The sequence below is a fragment of the Brevundimonas sp. SORGH_AS_0993 genome (assembly GCF_030818545.1).
Taxonomy (GTDB): domain Bacteria; phylum Pseudomonadota; class Alphaproteobacteria; order Caulobacterales; family Caulobacteraceae; genus Brevundimonas.
In genome coordinates this window covers 74,948-95,326 of sequence record NZ_JAUTAH010000001.1, presented here as the reverse complement: position 1 = coordinate 95,326, position 20,379 = coordinate 74,948, and the positions used below count along the sequence as shown (strand labels likewise).

At 68.6% G+C, this 20,379-nt stretch carries 20 protein-coding genes, 1 pseudogene and 1 riboswitch; of the genes and pseudogenes, 13 read left to right on the top strand and 8 right to left on the bottom strand.

The annotated features are described in order from the left end of the window. Positions 1-116 precede the first annotated feature (116 nt). The 6 genes from QE389_RS00515 to QE389_RS00490 all read left to right on the top strand — a co-directional run bounded on the left by QE389_RS00515 (position 117) and on the right by QE389_RS00490 (position 5,082). On the top strand, positions 117-1,898 hold the full coding sequence (locus QE389_RS00515; RefSeq protein ID WP_307363624.1) for a M14 family metallopeptidase: 1,782 nt from the start codon (positions 117-119) through the stop codon (positions 1,896-1,898). Between the two features lie 121 nt (positions 1,899-2,019). Beyond that, positions 2,020-2,247, top strand: a complete 228-nt coding sequence (locus tag QE389_RS00510) for an MAPEG family protein (RefSeq protein WP_307363622.1) — start codon at positions 2,020-2,022, stop codon at positions 2,245-2,247. A gap of 52 nt (positions 2,248-2,299) precedes the next feature. Then, positions 2,300-3,655, top strand: a complete 1,356-nt coding sequence (locus QE389_RS00505) for a TldD/PmbA family protein (RefSeq protein ID WP_307363620.1) — start codon at positions 2,300-2,302, stop codon at positions 3,653-3,655. Further along, a complete protein-coding gene (locus tag QE389_RS00500; RefSeq protein WP_307363618.1) occupies positions 3,652-4,464 on the top strand; it encodes a 3'(2'),5'-bisphosphate nucleotidase CysQ in 813 nt (270 codons plus the stop codon). The genes QE389_RS00505 and QE389_RS00500 overlap by 4 nt, the downstream gene beginning before the upstream one ends. Positions 4,465-4,554: 90 nt before the next feature. Further along, on the top strand, positions 4,555-4,800 hold the full coding sequence (locus QE389_RS00495; protein WP_307363616.1) for a DUF4170 domain-containing protein: 246 nt from the start codon (positions 4,555-4,557) through the stop codon (positions 4,798-4,800). Positions 4,801-4,878: 78 nt separating this feature from the next. Further along, on the top strand, positions 4,879-5,082 hold the full coding sequence (locus QE389_RS00490; RefSeq protein ID WP_307363614.1) for a hypothetical protein: 204 nt from the start codon (positions 4,879-4,881) through the stop codon (positions 5,080-5,082). A 153-nt stretch (positions 5,083-5,235) separates the two neighbouring features. Here the strand turns inward: QE389_RS00490 and QE389_RS00485 are convergent, their stop codons facing one another. Together QE389_RS00485 and QE389_RS00480 are read right to left on the bottom strand one after the other, a co-directional pair. Beyond that, complete coding sequence (locus QE389_RS00485; protein ID WP_307363612.1) at positions 5,236-5,901, bottom strand: tyrosine-protein phosphatase; 666 nt, start codon at positions 5,899-5,901, stop codon at positions 5,236-5,238. A 31-nt stretch (positions 5,902-5,932) separates the two neighbouring features. Continuing rightward, positions 5,933-6,862 carry a DMT family transporter gene (locus tag QE389_RS00480; protein WP_307363610.1) on the bottom strand — a complete coding sequence of 310 codons (930 nt, stop codon included), beginning with the start codon at positions 6,860-6,862 and terminating at the stop codon, positions 5,933-5,935. Between the two features lie 148 nt (positions 6,863-7,010). Next, positions 7,011-7,154: riboswitch (FMN riboswitch) on the bottom strand. Between the two features lie 112 nt (positions 7,155-7,266). Here QE389_RS00480 and QE389_RS00475 point away from each other — a divergent pair. From QE389_RS00475 to lpxK, 4 genes and pseudogenes are all read left to right on the top strand, one after another. Next, positions 7,267-9,097 (top strand): annotated as a pseudogene (locus QE389_RS00475) (ABC transporter ATP-binding protein). Next, a complete protein-coding gene (locus QE389_RS00470; RefSeq protein ID WP_307363608.1) occupies positions 9,094-9,777 on the top strand; it encodes a lysophospholipid acyltransferase family protein in 684 nt (227 codons plus the stop codon). Before QE389_RS00475 ends, QE389_RS00470 begins: the two are co-directional and overlap by 4 nt. Next, positions 9,774-11,069, top strand: a complete 1,296-nt coding sequence (locus QE389_RS00465) for a 3-deoxy-D-manno-octulosonic acid transferase (protein ID WP_307363606.1) — start codon at positions 9,774-9,776, stop codon at positions 11,067-11,069. The genes QE389_RS00470 and QE389_RS00465 overlap by 4 nt, the downstream gene beginning before the upstream one ends. Continuing rightward, positions 11,066-12,082, top strand: coding sequence for a tetraacyldisaccharide 4'-kinase (gene lpxK / locus QE389_RS00460; protein WP_307363604.1), 1,017 nt, complete (start codon positions 11,066-11,068; stop codon positions 12,080-12,082). The genes QE389_RS00465 and lpxK overlap by 4 nt, the downstream gene beginning before the upstream one ends. A gap of 86 nt (positions 12,083-12,168) precedes the next feature. On the opposite strand, the gene QE389_RS00455 is transcribed toward lpxK, so the two are convergent. Further along, positions 12,169-12,324, bottom strand: a complete 156-nt coding sequence (locus QE389_RS00455; RefSeq protein WP_307363602.1) for a hypothetical protein — start codon at positions 12,322-12,324, stop codon at positions 12,169-12,171. A 355-nt stretch (positions 12,325-12,679) separates the two neighbouring features. Between QE389_RS00455 and QE389_RS00450 the strand changes: the two genes are divergently transcribed. Next, positions 12,680-13,444, top strand: a complete 765-nt coding sequence (locus QE389_RS00450; RefSeq protein WP_307363600.1) for a murein L,D-transpeptidase catalytic domain-containing protein — start codon at positions 12,680-12,682, stop codon at positions 13,442-13,444. Positions 13,445-13,601: 157 nt separating this feature from the next. On the opposite strand, the gene QE389_RS00445 is transcribed toward QE389_RS00450, so the two are convergent. The 5 genes from QE389_RS00445 to QE389_RS00425 form a co-directional block, all read right to left on the bottom strand. Next, on the bottom strand, positions 13,602-14,774 hold the full coding sequence (locus QE389_RS00445) for a carboxynorspermidine decarboxylase (protein WP_307363598.1): 1,173 nt from the start codon (positions 14,772-14,774) through the stop codon (positions 13,602-13,604). Positions 14,775-14,791: 17 nt separating this feature from the next. Further along, positions 14,792-15,997 (bottom strand): saccharopine dehydrogenase family protein, encoded by a 1,206-nt coding sequence (locus QE389_RS00440; RefSeq protein WP_307363595.1) that lies wholly within the window; start codon positions 15,995-15,997, stop codon positions 14,792-14,794. Positions 15,998-16,107: 110 nt separating this feature from the next. After that, positions 16,108-17,382 carry a phosphoribosylamine--glycine ligase gene (purD, locus tag QE389_RS00435; protein WP_307363594.1) on the bottom strand — a complete coding sequence of 425 codons (1,275 nt, stop codon included), beginning with the start codon at positions 17,380-17,382 and terminating at the stop codon, positions 16,108-16,110. Positions 17,383-17,455: 73 nt separating this feature from the next. Beyond that, positions 17,456-17,887 (bottom strand): hypothetical protein, encoded by a 432-nt coding sequence (locus QE389_RS00430; RefSeq protein WP_307363592.1) that lies wholly within the window; start codon positions 17,885-17,887, stop codon positions 17,456-17,458. Between the two features lie 17 nt (positions 17,888-17,904). After that, positions 17,905-18,066, bottom strand: a complete 162-nt coding sequence (locus QE389_RS00425) for a hypothetical protein (protein WP_307363590.1) — start codon at positions 18,064-18,066, stop codon at positions 17,905-17,907. Between the two features lie 66 nt (positions 18,067-18,132). On the opposite strand from QE389_RS00425, the gene xseA reads away from it, so the two are divergent. Further along, positions 18,133-19,746 (top strand): exodeoxyribonuclease VII large subunit, encoded by a 1,614-nt coding sequence (xseA, locus tag QE389_RS00420; protein WP_307363588.1) that lies wholly within the window; start codon positions 18,133-18,135, stop codon positions 19,744-19,746. Positions 19,747-19,802: 56 nt separating this feature from the next. Then, on the top strand, positions 19,803-20,330 hold the full coding sequence (gene lspA / locus QE389_RS00415; protein ID WP_307363586.1) for a signal peptidase II: 528 nt from the start codon (positions 19,803-19,805) through the stop codon (positions 20,328-20,330). The last annotated feature ends 49 nt before the right edge of the window (positions 20,331-20,379 follow it).

Genomic DNA, 20,379 nt, shown 5'->3' with positions numbered 1-20,379 from the left:
ATAAGGTCTCGATAGGTCCTTGTCACCTCTTCGCATGCGGCTCAACTAGGACCATGCGCCGTCAATCAATAATCCCTGCCCTTCTTGCCGCCCTTTTCTGTAGCGTGAGCCCCGCCATGTCCGAGAACCCGCCCGCGCCCCTTGCGAACACTCCTGCCTGGGACCAACCATTCCTGCCGCCGATCCTGCCTTGGGACGGCGCGTCCAGGGCCCTGCTGCGCGGCGCGGACGACCCCTGGGTCACGGCGTTCGAGGCCGATCCGGCGCACGACTTTTCGCCCAACTATGTGGACACCCGCGCCTGGTTCGACCGGCTGGACCAGGCCAGCGACCTGATCCGCATCGAGCAGTTCGGGGTCTCGCCCGAGGGGCGGCCCATCTATGCGGTGATCGCCTCGAAGGACGGGGCGACCTTCGATCCGGCCAAGCCCGTGCTGATGATCCAGGCCGGCATCCACCCCGGCGAGATCGACGGCAAGGACGCGGGCATGATGCTGCTGCGCGACATCGCCTTCTATGGCAAGGACGACCTGCTGGACCGGGTGAACCTGATCCTGATCCCGATCCTGAGCGTGGACGGGCATGAGCGGGCATCCGCCTATTCCCGCCCCAACCAGCGCGGGCCGCGCATCCAGGGCTGGCGCAACACGGCGACCAACCAGAACCTGAACCGCGACTATCTGAAGCTGGACCAGGCCGAGATGCGGGCCGTGCGCGGCCTGATCCTGAAGTACCGGCCGGACCTCTATGTCGATGTCCATGTGACCGACGGCATGGATTATCAGTACGACGTCACCTTCGGCTTCAACGGAGAGGACGGGGCGTTCAGCCGGTCGCCGAACGGGTCGCGGTGGCTGGACACGGTGTTCAAACCGGCGATGAACGCGGCGCTGGAGCGGCAGGGCCATATCCCCGGCGAACTGGTCTTCGGCCAGGACGACGACGATCCCAAGGCCGGGTTGAACGACGGCGGCCTGGGCGAACGCTATTCCAACGGCTGGGGCGCGGCGGCCCACGTCCCCACCATCCTGATCGAAAACCACAGCCTGAAACCGCACGAGCAGCGGGTCTTGGGAACCTATGTCTTCATCGAGGAGGCGCTGCGGCTGCTGGCGGACCAGGGCGCGGGCCTGCGCGCCGCGACCGATCAGGACAAGGCCCTGCGGCCCGCCGAAATCCCCGCCAATTTCGAGCAGGAGGCGACGCCCTCCTCCACCCGCCCGTTCCGCGGCGTGCTTTACGAAATGTACGACAGCCCCGCCTCGGGCCGGAAAGAGGTCCGCTGGCTGGGCCGGCCCGATCCCGATCTGTGGCAAATGCCCTTCTATGGCTCCAAGCCGACGCTGACTCTGAGGCGACCGACCGCCTATTGGATCCCCGGCTATCGCACCGATCTGATCGAACGGCTGAAGACCCACGGGATCGAGATGGAGACCCTGACCGCGCCGCGCACGGTCAAGGTCGACATGCTGCGGCTTGTTTCGCCCAGGCTGGCGACGCGGACCAACGAGGGCCACGTCCAGGCTTCGGTCCAGGCGGTCGAGGTCGAGCGCCGCGACTGGACCTGGCCGACCGGCTCGGTGCGGGCGCCGACCGATCAGCCGCTGGGCGACATCGTCGTGCTGCTGCTGGAGCCGCAGTCGAACGAGAGCTTCTTCGCCTGGGGCATGTTCCCCGAGGTCATGAGCCGGGTCGAATATATCGAGCCCTACGCCATCGCCCCCCTGGCCGAACGGATGATGGCCGCCGATCCGGCCTTGAAGGCCGAGTTCGAGGCCAAGCTGGCGGCGGAGCCCGCATTCGCGGCCGATCCGCAGGCGCGTCTGGCCTGGTTCTACAAGCGCACGCCCTTCTATGACGACCGCTATCTGCTCTATCCGGTGGCGCGCGAGGACTGATCCATGCCCTCTTCCCTGATGGACGCCGTTCAGGCCGCCCTATGTCCGCCACCGTGATCCGCCGCCGGCGACGGCGGCCATTGCCGATCTCCAGGCCGCCAGCCGGGCCTTCGGCAATCTGGTGGAATATGCGACGCCGGGCATGGTCGCCATGCTGCTGGCCATCGTGGGCGCCTCCGCCTGGATGGTGCACGGGGTAGGCGCGACCCTGCTGGCCGGACGCATCGCTCATGCCTTGGGCCTGCTGTTGCAGACCGGACCGTCGCTGGGCAGGATCGTCGGCATGGCGCTGACCTGGCTGGCCCTGCTGACCGCAGCGGTCGGTGTGATCGCCTTCGCCCTGATCTGACGCCCGGGACGCGGCAGGTTGCGGCGCAGCAAGCCGTCCGCCATATCGGGGCATGACCGACACCCTGGCTGCGCCCGTTTCCATCGATCTTCTCCATGACATCGTCCAAGCGGCCCTGAAGGCCGGCGCCGACGCCGCAGAGGCCGTCAGCGCCGACCGCCGCGCCCTGTCCGTGGGCGTCCGCAACGGGCGGTTGGAAGATCTGGAGCGCGAGGAATCGCGCGAACTGGGCCTGCGCGTGTTCGTGGGGCGGCGTCAGGCTTCCGTCTCGGCCTCGGACCTGTCGGCGGCGACGCAGGCGCGGCTGGTCGAGCGGGCGGTAGCCATGGCGCGGCTGGCGCCGGAAGACCCCTATGCGGGCCTGGCGCCGGAAGAACGGCTGGCGCGCGGCGCGCTGCCCGATCTCGATCTCTACGACCCCAGCGAGCCGAGCGCCGAAACGATGGAGCGGCAGTCGGCCGAGGCCGAGGCCGTCGCCCTGGCCGTGCCCGGCGTGGCGCGGTCCGAAGGCGGACACGCCGCCTGGTCGTCCAGCCGGTGGCGTCTGGTGACGTCGCACGGGTTCGACGGCGCCTATCAGGGATCGGCCTTTTCCCTGGGCGTCGGCGTCATCGCAGAAAAGGACGGGGCGATGGAGCGCGGCGGCGAAAGCCGTTCCACCCGCCACTTGTCCGACCTGCCGGGCGCGGAAGCCATCGGTCGCGTCGCCGGAGAGCGGGCCGCCGCCCGCGTCGGCGCCCGCAAGATCGCCTCGACCACCGCGCCGGTCATCTTCGACAATCGCATGGCGGGACAGATCGTCTCTCCGGCCATCGGCGCGATCTCGGGGCCATCCATCGCGCGCGGCACCTCCTTCCTGAAGGACCGGATGGGCCAGCGGGTGTTCGCCGAAGGAGTCAATCTGATCGACGATCCGTTCCGGCCGCGCGGCATGGGATCGACCCCCTTCGACGACGAAGGCGTCTCGGTCGAACGCCGCGCCCTGTTCGACGATGGAGTCCTGACCACTTGGCTGTTGAACGGCGCGGCCGCGCGCCAATTGGGGCTGGAGACGACCGGCCACGCCTCGCGCGGGCTGGCGGGACCGCCGGGCGTCTCGACCCACAATCTGCACATGGAGCCGGGCGAGCGGGATCTGGCGGGCCTGATGGTCGACGCGGGGACGGGGCTTCTGGTCACGTCGATGTTCGGACCGTCGCTGAACGGCAATACGGGCGACTGGTCCGCCGGGGTGTCCGGCTTCTGGTTCGAGGACGGCGCGATCGCCTATCCGGTCAACGAGGTGACGGTGGCGGGCAAGCTGACGGACCTTTACCTGCGGATGGTGCGCGGATCGGACCTGGAGTTCCGGGGCGGGTTCAACGTGCCCAGCCTGATGTTCGACGCCCTGGCCATCGCGGGCAAATGATCGACCGCTCGAAACAGGATTGGGACGCCGATCTGGCGCTGATCCGTCAGGCGGCGCTGGACGCCGGCGCCCTGGCCGTGGCCGAGCGCGAACGGGGCCTGAAGATCGAGACCAAGATCGGCGGGTCGCCCGTCACCAGCGGCGATCTGAAGGTCGACGCCCTTTTGAAGGACCGGCTGCTGGCGGCGCGGCCCGACTATGGCTGGTTGTCGGAAGAGACGGCGGACTCGCCGGATCGCCTGTCCAGGCGGCGCATCTTCGTCGTCGATCCGATCGACGGCACCGTGGCCTATATGAAGCGAAAACCCTGGTGGTGCGTGCCCATCGCCGTGGTCGAGGACGGGGCGGTGGTCGCCGCCGTCATCCATGCGCCCGAAGTCGAGGAAACCTATGCAGCCGTGCGCGGCGGCGGGGCGCGCCGCAACGACCGGCCCATCCAGGCGTCCGATCTGGACACGCTGGAGGACGCTTCCATCCTGGGTGATGCGCGCCTGATCGAGGCGCACTGGTTCGACGACGAGCCCTGGCCGCCGATGCGGTTCGAAAAGCGCAACGCCCTGGCCTATCGCATGGCGCTGGTGGCGGCCGGCGCCTTCGACGCCGCGCTTGCGCTGACGCCCAAATGGGACTGGGACGTGGCGGCCGGCTGCCTTATCGCCGAGGAGGCCGGAGCCAAGGTCAGCGACCACCACGGCCGCCCGTGGAGATTCAATCGGCCCGATCCGCGCCAGGCCAGCCTGGTCTGCGCGGCCCCCGCACTGCAGCCGCTGATCGTGCAGCGGTGTAAAAACGTGCCGCTTTCGTCCTGAAACCGGGGTCGAAATCCCCGCGAAGATTGATCCTTAAGCCTTCTGGGCCTAAATCGCGCGTCAAGGACCTCCCCAGCCTCAGGATTTTCGATGACCGATCAGAACGCCGCCGCGCCGCAACTTCTGCACCTCGTGATCGGCGGCGAGCTTCGCCACCTGGGCGAGCCGACCTTCCGCGACCTGTCGCAGGTGGAGTTCGTGGGCGCCTTCGGCAACTATGAAGACGCCAAGAAGGCGTGGAAGGCGCGCGCCCAGGCCACCGTCGACAACGCCCACATGCGCTACTTCATCCTGCACGCCCACAAGCTGATCGATCCGCGCGGCGACGCGGCCTGAGGCCGGGCTGATCCTGCGACATCGGGGCGCCGAACCGTCGCCCCGGTCCGACGTTTCAATCTGTATGCGAGAGCGACCATGACCCTGGAACCGCAGCAGATCTTCCAACTGGTCGGCCTTTTGGCCGTGCTGGCGCTGTTCAGCTTCTCGCTGCGCGACAAGATCAGCTATGGGCGCTGGTTCAAGCGGTGGGAGGCCGACCGCAAGGCCCGCCGCGACGCCGAACTGGCGGCCGAGGCGCGCGAGCGCGGCGAAGGCGACAAGACCGGCCCGTGGGGCTGAGCGAACACCTTCGTCATTCCGGGGCGGCCGCAGGCCGAACCCGGAACACAGGGGGACATTTTCCTCTGTCGAAGTCATCGGCGCCGGGAACGCGGCCCGGGCTTCCGGGTTGTTCGGCTACGCTCAGCCCCCGAATGACGGACAGGGCGCCCCCTACTCCCGCCGTAACAGCTTGTCGGTCAGCAGCGTGCCCCACCAGCTGGCTTTGAACGCGGCGCGGATGGCCTGAGGGTCGTAGTCGGGACTGTCGATCCAGTCGATGAAGCTGATCCCCCGCGGTTCGACCTCGGCGACATATTTCTCCAGCGTATAGTCCAGCACGCCGGTCAGACCCTCGCGCGAGTGCAGGTATTTCTTGGACAACTGGCTCATGGCGACCGAGATCGGTTCGCCCAGGTGGAAGTGGCGATAGAAGACCGCCATCATCCCCGCCCGGTCCGCGCCGGACTTGCAGTGGATCAGCACCGGATATTCGATGGACCTGAACAGGTCGCGGGCGCGGTGGATGCGGTCGCGCTGAGGCGGGTCGCGGGAGTCCAGCGGGGCGTCGATCAGCGTCAGGCCCAGGCGTTCGCAGGCGTCCTTCTCCAGCCAGTAATAGCCCTCGTCCCGTTCGCCCCGCAGGTTGATGACCGTCTTGACGCCCTTCGACTGCCAATAGGCCAGTTGGCGCGGCGACGGCTGGTTGGTGCGCACCAGATCCGGCCCCAGCCAGTGGGCGTTGGAGAAGGCCACGCGCAAAAACGCATGGTCCGCCCAAAAGTAATGCCAACGAGCCTTGAAGCGGCCCCAGGCGGTGGAGAGGTCGAAACGCGACATGGAGGCCAGATAGCGATCCGCGGCCGCCGCGTCATCCTTCGCCTGCCACCGGGGCGGCGGTCGGGCCTGTCAGCCCCCGATTTTCGACCCAGAAGATGAAGATCGAGGCCCCCACGATCAGGGCTGCGCCCGGCCAGAACCAGACGGACGGCGTCTGACCCAGCAGCATCCACCCCACCAGGCCGGCCAGCGGCGCCTTGAGGTCGGCGAAGGGCTGAAGATAGGCTGCATCCGCCCGCCGATAGGCCGAGGCCAGCAGATACTGCGCCGCCGCCGTCAGCCCGCCCAGCGCCAGCAGAAGCAGCAGGCCCGCGCCCTGCGGCAGGGCGAAGGGCAGGCCCGTGGCGACGCCGGCCGGCAGGACGAAGGCGAAGGCGTTGGCCAGCAGCAGTATGGCCAGGTGGTTCGGAGTGATCAGCACCAGGAGGGAGATCGTCAGGGTCTCGGCCGTCTCCTCGCGCGCCAGCCAGCGGGTCAGGACATCGGTGGTCGCCCACAGGGCGGCGGCCAGGATCGGCGTCAGGGCGGGCCAGTCCAGCCGCTCCGTCCCCACGCCCGACACCACGACGGCGCCGACGAAACCGGCCAGGGCCGCGCCCAGCCGGGCGCCGGATACTCGTTCGCGCAGAAACAGGCTGGAGCCGACGATGACGAACAGCGGCCCGGTCGCAAGCAGCGTCACCATCTGCCAGATCGGCACGCCGGAAGCGAAGCCATAGACGAAGACATGGACGCCCAGGGCCGATGATAAGGCCCGCGCCTCATGCGCCAGCGGATGGCGCGTCTTCAGCCTGTGCAGGCCGATCCGAAGCACGATCGGCAGCATCAGCGCCGAGGCGACCAGATATTGCCAGAAGGCCATGCCGGTGGAGCTCATGCCGAACTGCTGGGGCAAGACCGACTGAAGCGTATTGGCGGCGGCGAACGCCAGGCTGGCCGACAGCATCAGCAGCGCGCCCATGGAGGCGGCGCCGGGATCAGACCCGGGGTTAGACGAGGAAATCGGGTTCAAGGGTCGTCCTTTCCGTAACCAATTTCCCCAGGGTTACGGGCGACGACGCGCCGAGCCGCCGCCCGGCGCGGGGCGACGAACGCCGACGAGGCGTTGGTCCCGTTCTCTTTCATCCGGACTATACCGTCGGCCCCGGAATCGCACCGGATCTGCTGACCTCTCCAAACCGGGAGAGCGCTCGCGGGCTTGGCGTCGCCGCCTTACCGCCGGTGGGGAATTTCACCCCGCCCTGAGAACAATGCGGGCGAACCCGCAGCCCGAACCTAGTGAAGGAGACCGTCGCCTTCAAGCGCGGACGGGCGGATCGCGGTTCAAGCCTTGACTTGGGCGACGGGGCGGAGGACCGAGAGCCGATGACCGTCGCCGCCTCCGAGACCATGCCGCTGCGCGCCCTGTTGGCGCGGATCTGGCGCGACTATCTGTCCCGGCACAAGGGATCGCTGATCCTGTCGGTGCTGTGCGCGGCGATCACCGGCCTGCTGACGGCGGCGCTGCTGAAGCTGCTGGAGCCGGCGGTGAACGGTCTGTTCCTGGGCGGAACCAAGCCGATCAGCCTGTTCGGCCTCGTGACCTTCCCGGCGGACAAGGCGGTCGTCTGGATTCCGGTCGCCATCCTGACCGTCGCCATCGCTCGGACCCTGGCGGCGCTGGGTCAGGCGGCCCTGGTCAACCGGCTGGGGCATACCATCGTCGGCGACATCCAGATTCGCCTGTTCGGGGCCATGATCCGCGCCGATCTGGCGCGGCTGCGGAGCCAGCATTCGGGCGGTTTCGTCTCTTCCGTCCTGTTCGACGCCAATATGGTGCGCGAGGCCTTCACGTCTGGCGTGGTCAACTACACCCAGAACCTGCTGACCCTGATCGCGGTGCTGATCTACATGGGATTCATCGACTGGCAGTTGACCATCGTGGTGCTGCTGGGCGTGCCGCTGGTGGCGCTGGTGCTGCGCCGGTTCGGGCGCAAGACGCGCAAGGCCGCCGTGGGGGCCATGGCCGAGACCGAGAACCTGTCCACCGCCCTGATGGAGAATCTGGACGGGGTGCGCCTGATCAAGATCGAGAACCGCGAGGCCGCCGAACAGGACCGCGTCGCGGAGGTGGTCGCCCGTCGCCAGCGCCACGTCATCAAGGGCGCGAACGCCCGCGCCTTCGCCGGGCCGTCCAGCGATCTGGTCGCCTATATCGTCGTCGCCGCCGTCATGGCCTATGCCGGATGGCGCGCGCAGTCGGGCGACATGACGGTGGGCGGGTTCGCCGCCTTCATCGGCATGCTGCTGGCGGCCGGCCAGGCGCTGCGTCAGGTAACGAACCTGGCCACGGTCATGAGCGAGGGCTTCACGGCCGCACGCCGCCTGTTCGCCGCCCTGGACATCCAGCCCGAAATCCGCGAGGCCGCCGACGCCGCCCCCCTTGCCCGCCGGGCCGGTGGAGGTGGCGTTGGATCACGTTTCCTTCGCCTATGCCGGGACGGACGCCCCGACGCTGGGTCAGGTGTCGCTGCGGGTCACGCCGGGCGAGACGGTGGCCCTGGTCGGGCCGTCGGGCGGGGGTAAGAGCACGATCCTGAGCCTGTTGCCGCGTTTCTACGACGTGACCGGCGGGGCGGTGACGATCAATGGCCAGGACGTGCGGCGTCTGCGTATCCACGACCTGCGCGACCATATCGCCCTGGTGACGCAGGAACCCTTCCTGTTCGACGACACGATCGCCGCCAACATCGCCTACGGCCGGCCGGGCGCGACGCAGGCGCAGATCGAGGCCGCCGCCCGCGCCGCCGCCGCCCACGATTTCGTCGTCGCCCTGCCCCAAGGGTACGACACCCGCGCGGGCGAGGCGGGCCTGCGTCTGTCGGGCGGTCAGCGCCAGCGCATCGCCATCGCCCGCGCCTTTTTGAAGGACGCGCCCATCCTGCTGCTGGACGAGGCGACCAGCGCCCTGGACACCGAGAGCGAGGCTCTGGTGCAGGCGGCGCTGGAGCGTCTGATGCAGGGTCGCGCGACCCTGATGATCGCTCACCGCCTGTCGACCGTCAGGAACGCCGACCGCATCTATGTGATCGAGGCCGGTCGCGTGGTCGAGGAAGGGTCGCACGACGCCCTGGTCGCCCGGGGCGGCCTCTATTCCCGTCTGGCCAGGCAGCAGTCGCTGGACGGCGCTTCGCCCACCATCGAGACCGTGACGTGAGGCCGCTGAGCAACCCGGTCGTCCAGTCGGCCCTGGCCTGGACCCTGGCGAAATGGATGCAGTTCTGCGTCGCCACCATCCGCTGGACGCACGAGAACCAGCCGGCGGCTGAGGCGGTGTGGGCGCAGGGCGGCGGGGTGCTCTGCGTCTTCTGGCATTCGCGCATCGCCCTGGCGCCCGCGTGCTGGCCGGTGAACCGGGCGCAGCCGGCCAAGGCCCTGATCTCCCTGTCGGCCGATGGGGAATTCATCGCCAAGGCGGTGGCGCGTCAGGGCTTTCCGGCCGTGCGCGGCTCTTCGACCAACAAGGACAAGGCGCAGACGGCCAAAGGGGGCGCGCAGGCCCTGCGCGACGGGCTGAAACAGTTGAAGGTCGGCGCCCTGGCGATCACCCCGGACGGCCCGCGCGGCCCGGCCAAGGTCATGGCAGAGGGCCTGCCCCTGATGGCGAAACTGTCGGGCGCCCCGGCTCTGTTCATCGGCCTGTCGTGCAGCCCGGCGATCCGGCTGAAAAGCTGGGACCGGGCGGTCCTGCCCCTGCCCTTCGGCAAGGGCGCCGTCGTCTGGGACCGGGCCGACTATCCCGAAGGCGCAGAGATGGCCCAGGTCGTCGCCGACTGGACCGCGCGCCTGAACGCCGTCGAAGCCCGCGCCGACGCCCTCACCGGCCTGAAGCCATGACGCCCCTGCCCCTGATCGCCTATCGGCTGGCGACCCGGATGCTGGAGCCCCTGGCGCCGCGCCTGCTGGACGGCCGCGCCAGTCGCGGCAAGGAAGAATCCGCGCGGGTGGACGAGCGGCTGGGCTTCACCCGTGTCGAGCGGCCGCGCGGCGACCTGGTCTGGCTGCACGGCGTCAGCGTGGGCGAGAGCCTGTCGCTGCTGCCCTTGGTCGAACGATTCGTGAAGGCGCGGCCCGACCTGACGGTGCTGGTGACGTCCGGCACCGTGACCTCGGCCCGGATCCTGGCCGAACGGCTTCCGGCCGGCGTGATCCATCAGTATGCGCCCGTGGACGGCCCCGAGACCGTGGCCCGCTTCCTGGACCGCTGGCGGCCGTCGCTTGGGGTTCTGGTCGAAAGCGAACTGTGGCCCAATCTGCTTCTGGAGGCGCGTCGGCGGGACGTGAAGCTGGCCCTGGTCAGCGCGCGGATCACGGACAAGACGGTGGACGGCTGGGCGCGGTTTCCCGCTTCGGCGCGCGCGGTCCTGGGCGCCTTCGACCTGATCCTGCCGCAGGACCAAGCCTCGGCCGCGCGGCTGGCCCGGCTGGGCGCGCGCATCGACGGCCTGATCAATCTGAAGCTGGCGGGCGAACCCCTGCCCCACGACGCGAGCGCCTTCAACCGCCTGTCGGCCGCGATCGGGGACCGGCCCGTGGTCGTCGCCGCCAGCACCCACGAGGGCGAGGAGATCGCCCTGATCCGCGCCCTGGATCATCTGGGCGAGCGGGCCTGCCTGATCCTGCTGCCGCGTCACCCCGAGCGCGGACCGCACATCGCCGCCGCCCTGCGACGCGACGGCTACGCCTTCGCCATGCGCTCACGGGGGGAGACGCTGGGGCCGGACACGGACATCTATCTGGCCGACACCCTGAACGAGATGGGTCTGTTCCTGCGTCTGGCGGACGTAGTGGTGATGGGCGGGTCCTTCGCACCCTCGCTGGGCCTGCCGCCGGTGGGCGGCCACAATCCGCTGGAGCCCGCACGCCTGGCCAAGCCGACGATCACCGGACCGGACGCGGCCAACTGGGCCACGGTGACGGCCGCCCTGGCCCAGGCCGGCGGGCTGATCCTGGTGCAGGCGCCGTCCGAACTGCCCCAGGCGGTCCAGCCGCTGCTGGCCGATCCGGCCGCGGCCAAGGCCATGGGCGAGCGGGCGCGCCGGGCCGCGGCCGAGGCGGGCGGCGGGCTGGAGCGGCTGTGGAGCCTGCTGGCGCCGTTGACGCCACCCGCGAAGGCGCGCCGCCGATGAAGCTGAACACACCGCGCTGGTGGTATGTGCGCGACAGCAACCATGCGCGGATCACGCGCACGGCGCTGAAGCCCCTGGGCTGGGTCTGGGCCGCCGCGACGGCGCGTCGGATCGCCAAGGCGGCGCCCGTCGATCCCGGTGGTCCGGTGATCTCCGTCGGCAATCTGACCGTCGGCGGGTCGGGCAAGACGCCGGTGGCGCGTGAAATCCTGCGTCTGCTGCGCGACCGGGGACTGGACGCCCACGCCCTGTCGCGCGGCTATGGCGGGCGGCTGGAAGGGCCCACGCAGGTCGATCCGGCCGTCCATGCCGCCGCCGACGTCGGGGACGAACCGCTGATGCTGGCGCAGGGATCGCCGGCCTGGATCGCGCGCGACCGCGTCGCGGGGGCCAAGGCGGCCGTCGCCGAAGGCGCGCAGGCCCTGGTGCTGGATGACGGCCATCAGAACCCGGCGCTGAACAAGACCGTCAGCCTGATCGTCGTGGACGGCGAGACACGGGGAGACGAATGGCCGTTCGGAGATGGGTCGGTCTTTCCGTCCGGGCCGATGCGCGAGCCGCTGAAGGCCGGACTGGCGCGCGCGGACGCCGTGGTCATCCTGGCGCCGACCGATGCGGAGACGGTGGACGGCGAACTGTTCCGGACCTTCGGCGATCTGCCCATCTTCGTCGCACGGCTGACGCCCGAGGGGCCGCCGCCGTCCGGCGCCCAGGTCGGATTCGCCGGCATCGCCAAGCCGTGGAAGGTCGAGCGGTCGCTGAAGGCGGCGGGCTGCGACCTGGTCGACTTCGTCCCTTTCCCCGACCATGCGGCCTATAGCCACCGGGACATGGCCTTTCTGCGTGACCGAGCCGCCGTCTTCGGCGCGGGTCTGGTCACGACGGAGAAGGACTGGGTGCGGCTGACGCCCGCGCAGCGCGTGGACGTTACGGCCTGGCCGGTCGTCGCCCGGTTCGAGGACGAGGCGGCCTTCGCCGCCTTCCTGACGGAACGCATTCAGTCGGCGCGATAGACGACCCCGCCCTTCGTCACGAACTTCATCCGCGAGGATGGCCTCATTGTTTGCGCCCAGGTCCGCCACGGGCTTGAAACCCGCCATCAGGGTGCGGCGGCGTGGCGGGCGCCGGCCATGGCCCGATCGGCGTCGGACAGCGTGACCTCTTCCAGACGCGAATTGGGGTTCTGCTGGCCCGTCAGATGAATGGGGCTGTCGATCAGTCCGGGCAGGACGAAGGCCCGGCGCAGGGCGATCATCTACCCCTGGGCGGCGTCGCGGACGAAGCCGTCGCGCACTTCTACAACTTGGTTCCCTTGGATCACGAGAGTTTTACTGCGCTGCACAATGTCGGTCGCCGGATCGGCCCGCAGACGGCCGGCCTCAACGAACGTCGTGGCGCCGGCGCCGGAAAACCCCAGTATTGACAGGGTCTTGCTGCGCCACCGCGCCCGTCGCCGTCCCTAACGGCGCGACCAGCGCCAGCCCCGATTCTTCATCAGGGCGTCCCCCCGAGGTCGTTGCCCAAAAAAAGCCCCGCAAGGCTCAGGTTGCCTCTCCAGTAACCATTTGAAACAAACACGCCTCAAGAACAAACCGCAACGAGGGCGTCGCATGCGGCTATCGAGACGAGGGCTCATTCTGGGCGGATCGGCCATGTTGGCCGGATGCGCCAGCGCAAGCGCCACGGCGCCGCTGACGACCGCCGCGACCATCGCGCCGCCGGTCGTCCCGCCTGCGGCGACTCTGCCGACGATCCAGACCGCCAACGTCGAAGTGCCGCCGCTCGATCCCCGGGGCCACGTCCGCAAGGAGCTGATGGAACGCGCCATGACGGCGCTGGACACCCATCACCGCCGCCTGCCCCTGCGCGACCGGATGTATCTGGTCGATTTCAAGAAATATTCGGGCGAGGAGCGGCTGTACGAGGTCGATCTGATCGGCGGGGACGTCAAGGTGCTGCGCACCTGCCACGGTCGCGGTTCGGACCCCCGGCACACCGGCTACGCCCAGCGATTCTCGAACACGCCGGATTCCAACATGTCCTCGGTCGGCGCCTATGCCACCGCCGGCGCCAACTGGGGCGCGCAACAGGGACCGAACGTTCTGCTGGACGGGCTGGAATACTCCAACGACAAGGCGCGCGAACGGGCGATCATTGTCCACGGCGCCGACTACGCCGACCCGGACTTCCTGGCGCGCGAAGGCAAGCTGGGCCGCAGCTATGGCTGTTTCTCAGTCGCCCACACCGACCTGCCCGGGCCTGCGCGAACGCATGGGCGAAGGCCGACTGCTGTTCGCCTGGTCCTGAGGCTGAACGCCTTGATAAGGCAGGGATCGTTGAATTTCACTCTCAGGCTGGTCCCGAGGGACGGTTAAGTCTCCAGAACGACGTCTTCCGATTAGGTTCAATCGACATTCAGCCTGCTGGCCCTGGGTTGGCTGCTACGCGCCGCCCTTCGGTTCCGGGTTCTTCGCTCCGCTCAGCCCCGGAATGACGAGCCAAGAGACCTATCTTCTCGAACGTCGATTGAATCTAGGAAAGCCGGTCGCGGAACGCGGTCCAGTCGAAGCTCTTGACGGTCCGCAGCTGGTCCGTGGCGCTGTTCCACAGGACGATGGCCGGCAGGGGCACCCCGTTGAAGGTGTTGGTCTTGACCATCGAATAGTGGGCCTGATCCAGGAAGGCGATGCGGGTTCCCGGCGTCGGCCGCTCGGCGAAGACATAGTCGCCGATGATGTCGCCGGCCAGGCAGGAGGGTCCGCCGAGGCGGGCGGTGACGCCGGTCTCAGCCTCGCCCAGCATGGCCGGGCGATAGGGCGCCTCGATCACGTCCGGCATGTGGCAGGTGGCCGAAATGTCCGTGATGGCGATGGGCATGCCGTTGTCGAACACGTCCAGCACCTCTCCGATCAGGACGCCGGCGTCCAGAGCCACCGCCTCGCCCGGCTCCAGATAGACCTGGACCTGATGACGCCGCCCGATCTCGTTCACGAAGTCGACCAGCCGGTCGATCTGATAGTCGGCGCGGGTGACATGGTGCCCGCCGCCCAGGTTCAGCCATTTGACGCCGGGCAGAAGGGGCGCCAGCTTCGGCTCCACCGCCGCCCAGATCCGCGACAGGGGCTCGAAATCCTGTTCGCACAGGGCGTGAATGTGCAGGCCGTCCACCCCGACCATGTGCTCGGGCCTCAGCTGCGACACCGGGAAGCCCAGACGCGAACAGGGCTGAGCCGGGTCGTATTTGGCGACCTCCCCCTCCGAATGCTCCGGGTTCAGACGCAGGCCGATCTCGAACGTCTCGCCCGCCGCGCGGGCCTCGGCGATCACAGCGCCGAAGCGGGCGATCTGGGCGGGATTGTTGAAGATGACATGGTCCGACAGCCGCAGGATTTCGGGCAGGTCCTGGGCTGTATAGGCGGGGGAGTAGGTGGTCAGTTCGCCCTTGTAGAACTGGCGCGCCAGCCGCGCCTCCCACAGGCCCGAGGCGCAGACGCCGTCCAGATATTCCCCGACCACATCCGCCAGCGACCACATGGAAAAGGCTTTCAGCGCCAGGAGGACGCGAGCGTTCCCCCGCTCGCGCACATCCTTCAGCACCGCCAGATTGCGACGCACCGCGACCTCGTCCACCACGAAGGCTGGCGAGGCGACGCGGTTCAGGTCGAAATGCGCGAATGCGCCCGGATCGCCGGCCCTGGTCTGCATCGGTCGTTCGGGTCCTTTCAGAAGTCCAGCGGGGCGTCCAGGTCCTCGACCGTCCAGGGCAGGCCGTGCTTGTTCAGCATCGCCATGAACGGATCGGGGTCCAACTGCTCCATGTTGAAGACGCCTTCGCCCTTCCACTGGCCGGTCAGCATCAGAGCCGCGCCGATCATGGCGGGGACGCCGGTGGTGTAGCTGACGGCCTGGTTGCCGGTTTCGGCATAGGCTTCCTGGTGGTCGCAGATGTTCTTGACGTAAACCGTCTTCTGCGCGCCGTCCTTTTCGCCGGTGGCGATCGTGCCGATGTTGGTCTTGCCCTTGGTGATGGGGCCCAGCGACGCGGGTTCGGGCAACAGGGCCTTCAGGAACTCGATCGGGACGATCTCGCGGCCCTGGAACGTCATCGGCTCGATCGAAGTCATGCCGACGTTCTCCAGCACCTCCAGGTGCTTCAGATAGCTGTCGCCGAAGGTCATCCAGAAACGGATGCGTTTGATCTCGGGATAGAATTTCGCCAGCGATTCCAGTTCCTCATGGTACATGAGGTACATGTTCTTGGGGCCCACGCCCTCGAAGTCGAAGGTCTGCTTGTGGCTCAGTGCCGGGCCCTCGATCCACTGGCCGTTCTCCCAGTGACGCGAGTTGGCGGTCACTTCGCGCAGATTGATCTCGGGGTTGAAGTTGGTGGCGAAGGGCAGGCCCGTGTCGCCGCCGTTGCAGTCCAGGATGTCGAGGGTGTCGATCCGGTCCAGCAGGTGCTTCTTGATATAGGTGGTGAAGACCGAGGTGACGCCGGGGTCGAAGCCGGACCCCAGCAGAGCCATCAAGCCGGCGTCCTTGAAACGATCCTGATAGGCCCACTGCCACTTGTATTCGAACTTGGCCTCGTCGCGCGGCTCGTAGTTGGCGGTGTCGAGGTAGTTCACGCCGGCGGCCAGGCAGGCGTCCATGATCGACAGGTCCTGGTACGGCAGGGCCAGGTTGACCACCAGGGCAGGCTTGACCGCCTGGATCAGGGCGGTGGTGGCGGCCACGTCGTCAGCGTCGATCGCCGCCGTATCGATGGTCACGCCGAAACGCGACTTCACCGATTCGGCGATGGCGTCGCACTTGGACTTGGTCCGGCTGGCCAGGGTGATGTGGGAGAAGATCTCCGTGTTCATCGCCATCTTGTGGACGGCGACCGAGCTGACGCCGCCCGCGCCGATAACCAGCACCCTGCTCATGTGTGGCTTCTCCCGAAGTCAGAAAAACGATTGGCGACAAGGCCGCCGCCTATAAAGGGCGGGGCTCATAGCATGATGATGACAGTCCGCTAAATAATAACGCGGCGCGGTCAGTCCCGCTCCAGCGCGCGCCAGCCGATGTCGGAGCGGTTGAAGCCGCCCGGCCAGTCGATCCTGCGGACGGCGGCATAGGCGCGTTCGCGGGCCTGGGCGATGTCGTCGCCCTCGGCGCAGACGTTCAGAACGCGCCCGCCGGCGGCCGCCAGTTGCCCGTCGTCGCGGCGTTTTGTCCCAGCATGGAAAACCTGGACGTGCGGGCCGAAGTCCTGATCGACGCCGCGGATGATGGAACCCTCCAGCGGGCTGTCGGGGTAGCCCTTGGCGGCCATGACCACGCAGATCACGGTCTGCGGCTTGAAGACCGGGGCCGGCAGGCCCGAGACGTCGCCGCGCGCGCAGGCCAGCAGGTAGGGCACGATGTCGCCGGCGAACCGCATCATCAGCACCTGGCATTCCGGGTCGCCGAAGCGGGCGTTGAACTCCACCACCTTCGGCCCGTCCTGGGTCGCCATCAGACCGGCGTAGAGAACCCCGCGATAGGGGGCGCCCTCGTCGGCCATATGACTGATGGTCGGTTGGACGATCTGCTCGTCCGCCTGCCGCACCAGGTCGTCGGTGAAGACCGGCGCCGGGGAATAGGCGCCCATGCCGCCAGTGTTGGGGCCCATGTCGCCGTCGAAGGCGCGCTTGTGGTCCTGGGCGCCGCCGAACAGCAGGGCCTGTTTCCCGTCGCACAGGGCGAACAGTGAGCCTTCTTCGCCGTCCATGAATTCTTCGATCACGACGCGGGCGCCGGCGGCGCCGAACCGACCGCCCAGCATCCGTTCGATCTCGGCCTCGGCATCCGGGCGGTCGGGGCTGATGGCCACGCCCTTGCCGGCAGCCAGGCCGTCGGCCTTGATGACATAAGGGGGGCGGAAGGCTTCCAGGGCCGCCTTGGCGTCCTTGACCGTCTCATAGACGCCATAGCCCGCCGTGGGGATGCCGTGCCGGTCCAGGAACGCCTTGGAGAATGCCTTGGAGGTTTCCAGCTGGGCCGCCTTGGCCGTGGGGCCGAAACACGGGACGCCCGCTGCCGCCAGACGGTCGGCCAGACCGGCGGCCAGGGCGACTTCCGGTCCCACCACAACCAGATCGGCGCCGATTTCGTGCGCCAGGGCCGCCAGTCCCTCGGCATCGTCGGCCTTGACGGCCCGAAGCTCGCACAGCTTCTCCATGCCCGGATTGCCCGGCGCGGCGACCAGGCGTTTGACCAGGGGCGACTGGGCGATCTTCCAGGCCAGGGCGTGTTCGCGGCCGCCCGATCCGACGAGAAGAATGTTCATGAGACCGGGCAATGACGGCCACGCGCGGGCCGGTCAAGCCGCCTGTCGGCTTAAGCCCGAAAACAAGCGTCAATCAGCGATTGGGCGGGGTCCAGGGCGGAAGCGCCTGCAGCTGGCCGGGCGTCAGACTTGTGACCAGGTCCTTTTCCCCGTTGCGGTCGATGGGTGCGACATCCGCGACCGGAACCAGCACCTTCACCTCGCCCGGCCGTTTCAACTCGACCACCAGATGCGTCAGTGCGCCCGAGGCGTCCAGCACCAGGGTCTCCACATCGCCCAGATCGACGTTGGCGTGGGACACGATGTCGGCGTCCTCCAACTGATCGCGCGTCATGCCGAAGGCAAGGGCGGCGCTGGTCGCGGCCGTATCGGCCTGCGGATCCGGCAGGACGACAGGCGCGGCGCCCGGCGACGGGGATTGCACCACGTCCTCGTCCCGGTCCGAACAGGCGGCCACGGTCGCGGTCATCAACAGGGCGGAGGCCAGTGAAAGAATGCGCGTCATCAGATGTCCTTACGGCGTTAAATCAGGGCGGAAACGACATAGGCCGCCAGCCCCAGCAGGGCGATGCAGCCGAGGATCAGCCATGGGCTCATGGCGCCCCCAGCGCCCGCGCGGCGCGCTAGATCGCGTTCGTGCGGGTCCCGGTCCGACGGGTCTGTGTTCGGGGGATCGGCGGCCATGCAGACGAAAACGGGGCGCCGCCGCCCCCCGTTCCCGGACGCATCGCCGCAGGCTAGAGTGTCGCCATGAGCGACGACTATGTGTTCGAAGGCCCAGCCGAGGCCCCCGCCCCGCGCGACAACAATCCGCCGCTGTCGATCTCGGAACTATCCTTCGCGTTGAAGCGCACGCTGGAGGATCGGTTCGGCCATGTGCGGCTGAGGGGCGAGATCTCCAAGGTCAACCGCCACGCCTCGGGCCACGTCTATCTGACGCTGAAGGACGACAAGTCGGCCATCGACGGCGTGGTGTGGAAGGGATCGACGCGCGGCCTGGGGGTGCAGCCCGAGGCGGGGCTGGAGGTCATCGTGACCGGCAAGATCACCTCCTACCCCGCGCGGTCGTCCTACCAGATCGTGATCGAAAGCATGGAGGCGGCCGGGGCCGGCGCCCTCTTGGCCCAGCTGGAGCGGCTGAAGGTCCGCCTGCGCGAGGAAGGTCTGTTCGAGCCGGGCCGCAAGAAACCCCTGCCCGCCTTCCCCGCCGTCATCGGCGTGATCACCAGCCCGACGGGCGCGGTGATCCGCGACGTGCTGCACCGGATCGCCGAACGCTGGCCCTGTCGCGTCATCGTCTGGCCCGTGGTCGTTCAGGGCGAGGCGGCCTGCGGTCAAGTGTCCCATGCAATTCGCGGCTTCGATTCACTGACAGACGCCAGCCCTGTTCCCCGCCCCGACCTGCTGATCGTCGCGCGTGGCGGCGGGTCGGTCGAGGATTTGTGGTGTTTCAACGACGAGGGTCTGGCCCGGACGGTGGCGGCCGCGCGCATCCCGATCATCTCGGCCGTGGGGCACGAGACGGACACGACCCTGATCGACTTCGTGTCGGATCGCCGTGCGCCCACCCCGACCGGCGCGGCCGAAATGGCGACGCCTGTGCTGGCGGACCTGCGCTACGCTGTGGCGGACATGGACCGGCGCATGGTGCAGGCGGGCGGGCGGCTGATCGAGGATCGGCGCACGCGGCTGCGGGCCGTGGCGCGCGGCCTGCCGACGCGGCCCGAGGACCTGCTGGCGCTGGCGCAGCAGCGACTGGATCACGCCGCCAGCCGCCTGGGATCGGGGCTGCACCGCAATGTCGCCCTGCACGAACGTCATCTGGCGGTGACGGCGGGCAAGCTGAGCCCGGCCCTGCTTCGCACACGGATCGAGCGGGGCCAGGACCGGCTGCGGGGCGCCGGCGACCGACTGGGCGCGGCGCTTCAGGCGGGCGTGGCGCGCGGCGAGCGACGGCTGTTGCAGATCGCCGCCCGCTTGTCGCCCGAGCCGCTGCACCGGCGGCTGGATCAGCGCGAGGCGCGCCTTCACGCCGTCGGCGCGCGCCTGGACGGGGTCATCCCGCGTCGGATGCAGCGCGAGACCGACCGTCTGGCCGCCCTGTCGCGCGCACTGACCACCCTGGACCCGGCCCGCCCCAAGCCCGGCTTCGCCCGTGTCGAGGATGCGGACGGCGGCTGGATCGCCGCGGCCGCCAGACTGGCGCCGGGTCAGGCGGTGCGTCTGGTGTTCGGCGACGGGGCGCGCGGCGCCACCATCGACGGCGGCGAAGGCCAGGTCGAAACCAACCCCGCGCCGCGTGCCGCCCCCCGGCCCGCCCCGCGCCCCAGGCCGTCGACGACGGATCAGGGCGACCTGTTCTGAGCCGTTCGTCCGTTTTTACGCTTCGCCCCTGCCCCGCTTCCTGCTAACCGCCGCCCATGAAGATCACCCGCATCGCCCTGACGGCCTATGTTTTCGCCCTTCTGATCATCGTTCTGGATCAACTGTCCAAGGCCTGGGTGCTGAGCCTGGCGGACGCTTCGTCCATCCACCAGATTCCGCTGGGCTATGTGTTCGCCGAAATCCTGCCGCCCTATCTGCGGTTCACCTTCGTCCAGAACACCGGCGTCAGCTTCGGCCTGTTCGGCGGCGGCGAGGCGCGCTGGGGCCTGACCCTCTTCTCCATCCTGGTCTCGGCCGGCCTGGCCTGGTGGGCGACCACCACCAATCGCCGCCTGCTGATCACCGCCATCGGCTTCGTCATGGGCGGGGCGCTGGGCAACGTCATCGACCGGGTGCGGTTCGGCTATGTGGTCGACTTCATCGACTTCTCGGGCACAGGCGTATTTCCCTGGGTGTTCAACATCGCCGACAGCGCCATCACCATCGGCGTCGTGCTGCTGATTCTGGACAGCCTCCTGTCGGACAACGCCGCCAAGGTTGGCGCGGCCCCCGAAAAGTCGTAATCACCCCGTCTTCACTATGCCAACGCGCCCGTCTGCGGCGCCTTCCGTG